This is a genomic window from Candidatus Aeolococcus gillhamiae (assembly GCF_016464765.1).
Taxonomy (GTDB): domain Bacteria; phylum Chloroflexota; class Dormibacteria; order Aeolococcales; family Aeolococcaceae; genus Aeolococcus; species Aeolococcus gillhamiae.
Genome location: NZ_JAEKNS010000033.1, coordinates 1 through 1,936, shown reverse-complemented (window position 1 = coordinate 1,936; position 1,936 = coordinate 1). Strand labels below are relative to the sequence as shown.

The 1,936-nt window shown below is 65.4% G+C and carries 5 protein-coding genes; 4 read left to right on the top strand and 1 reads right to left on the bottom strand.

The window, feature by feature from the left end; all coding sequences use genetic code 11:
- The coding region (locus JF886_RS02380) for a hypothetical protein (protein ID WP_337309229.1) at positions 1–190 on the bottom strand (190 nt) is incomplete at its 3' end.
- Here JF886_RS02380 and JF886_RS02375 point away from each other — a divergent pair.
- From JF886_RS02375 to JF886_RS02360, 4 genes are all read left to right on the top strand, one after another.
- Positions 162–593, top strand: coding sequence for a sulfite exporter TauE/SafE family protein (locus JF886_RS02375; RefSeq protein WP_337309231.1), 432 nt, complete (start codon positions 162–164; stop codon positions 591–593). The genes JF886_RS02380 and JF886_RS02375 overlap by 29 nt on opposite strands.
- Before the next feature lie 322 nt (positions 594–915).
- Positions 916–1,158, top strand: a complete 243-nt coding sequence (locus JF886_RS02370) for a hypothetical protein (protein WP_337309228.1) — start codon at positions 916–918, stop codon at positions 1,156–1,158.
- Positions 1,152–1,307 (top strand): hypothetical protein, encoded by a 156-nt coding sequence (locus tag JF886_RS02365; RefSeq protein ID WP_337309226.1) that lies wholly within the window; start codon positions 1,152–1,154, stop codon positions 1,305–1,307. The genes JF886_RS02370 and JF886_RS02365 overlap by 7 nt, the downstream gene beginning before the upstream one ends.
- A 166-nt stretch (positions 1,308–1,473) precedes the next feature.
- Positions 1,474–1,677, top strand: a complete 204-nt coding sequence (locus JF886_RS02360; RefSeq protein ID WP_337309225.1) for a hypothetical protein — start codon at positions 1,474–1,476, stop codon at positions 1,675–1,677.
- Positions 1,678–1,936: the final 259 nt, after the last annotated feature.

The window sequence follows — 1,936 nt, the reverse complement described above, 5'->3', positions numbered from 1 at the left end:
TCATCACGGCCACGCCCCAGCAGAGCCGACTCACCCAGAGCTGGTGGCGAGTGCGGGCGAAGAGCACCGGCAGGGCCGCGCAGGCGATCAGCACGACGACGAGCCTCCGGTAGGCGGAGAACTCGACGAGGGTCAGACAGAGCAGTGCCACCAGCGATGCGATCCACCACCGCCCCGGAGCCAGGCTCACCGATCGGGGTGGGACGACCTACCGTTACTCCGTTCGCACCCGGCGCGGCGTCGCCTACAGCGTCGGGGTCGGTTTCATCTCCAGCTTCCTGGGCATCGGCGGCGGAGTGATTCACGTCCCGTTGCTGGTGAGAGCCCTCGGTTTCCCGGTCCACGTGGCCACCGCGACGTCCCACTTTGTCCTCGCCAACATGGCGGCGGTCGGCACCGTGACCCACATCGCGGCCGGCAGCTTCGCCGGTGGCACTGGCATTCACCGCGCGATCGCGCTCTCGCTTGGCGTCGTCGGCGGCGCGCAGGTGGGCGCCTGGCTCTCCCAGCGAACCAAGAGCGTGATCATCCAGCGTCTGCTCGCCGTCGCACTTGTCGGCCTCGCCCTGCGTCTGCTCGTCACCGTTCTGTAGATCAGTTGTGCCCAGAAAGGACCGATCAACCAGCGGGTGCAAGTCTCGTCCCGGCAAGCCGCCAGAGGAGCCGGGTAGTCAACCTCCGGCGTTCATCGAGAGGTGGGCGTCGAAGCGAGGAGAAGCGAATCTGCAGGCTGGTGAGGTGCGGCTGGCTTGTCCGATTCACCTGCATGAGGTTCTCGCGACGAGGAGTGCCGATCGAATGACCTCGATGCGTGACGTCATCGGCGACAACCCAGGCCTGTCGCCCCAGCAGAGCATGAGCACTCGCAGGCCAGCCGCCCGGGGGGTGCGAGCAACAGCGTTCGGAGCTGTTGTCATGCTGCTGGTCCAGTACGGCCTTGGCGTGTGGGTGACCTTCGAGGGAAGCGTGCCAAGCGCCGACCACGGCGCCGGTTTCTGGGGCGGATTCATCGACGCGATCACCCAAGGACCTCTCGCCTTGTCCCTGCACGCCCTGGTAGGAACATTACTGATCGTCTCGGCGGTCAGCTTGATGGTGCGTGCGATCTGGCTCGCTCACATTGCTGTGGTCACTCCTCACCAGCATCGCCCTTGGTAGCTGTCCTTTTCGCCTGGCCGGCGGCGGGGGTTCGCCTTGTCAGCGCTGGGACAACCGGTGCCGCGGTCCTTATGGCGCTGCTGACCGCGGTTGCGCTCCTCTGTTATGCGCTGATGGTGTTCACGATGACGTTCGGGAACCCGGAGTAACTTTAGCTTAGGGTGAGTCGGACGCCCGACTGAGCTTCCGACGGGTCGGTTACTAACGCGAGCGCGCCGACGCTGGCGAGCAACCCTTGCGCAATGAGAATCAGTTGTCGATGACGAGCAGAAGCGCCTGCGGGACCAGTCCGCCGCCGTGCACGAGGCCGGCGACATGGATTGGTGCCGCACACAGCTGCTCGACCTCGTCTCGGGGTGGGACGCCGCCGATGACAGCCAACGCTCTCAGTTGCTGAGCAATCTGTTCGCCTCCATCGAGGCGGAGTCGCTGCGGCAGCGCGGCCTACGGTTCATCGCCGTGCCGCGAGCCGCGTGGCGCGCCTTCTTTCAACTTTTGGCACTGGCGCGGGAGACGTAGCGGGAGACGGGGATCTCCCGCGCCAGTGCCAAAAGCCTCGTAACTGAGTTTTCATACCGTGTGCCGCTGTCAACCGGAGTAGGCGTAAGCGATGTCGACCGGCACTCGGTGCCCGGACTGTCCTTGGCCAACATAAAGTCCGCGGCTGTGGCCAACCAGAAGTCCGCATCCCTCAGCTGATCTGAGCGTGGGGAGGCGCCCCCGAGGAAGCTTGGTGGAGACATCACTCACCACCCGGCGAACCTCGGAGGACGCTCCC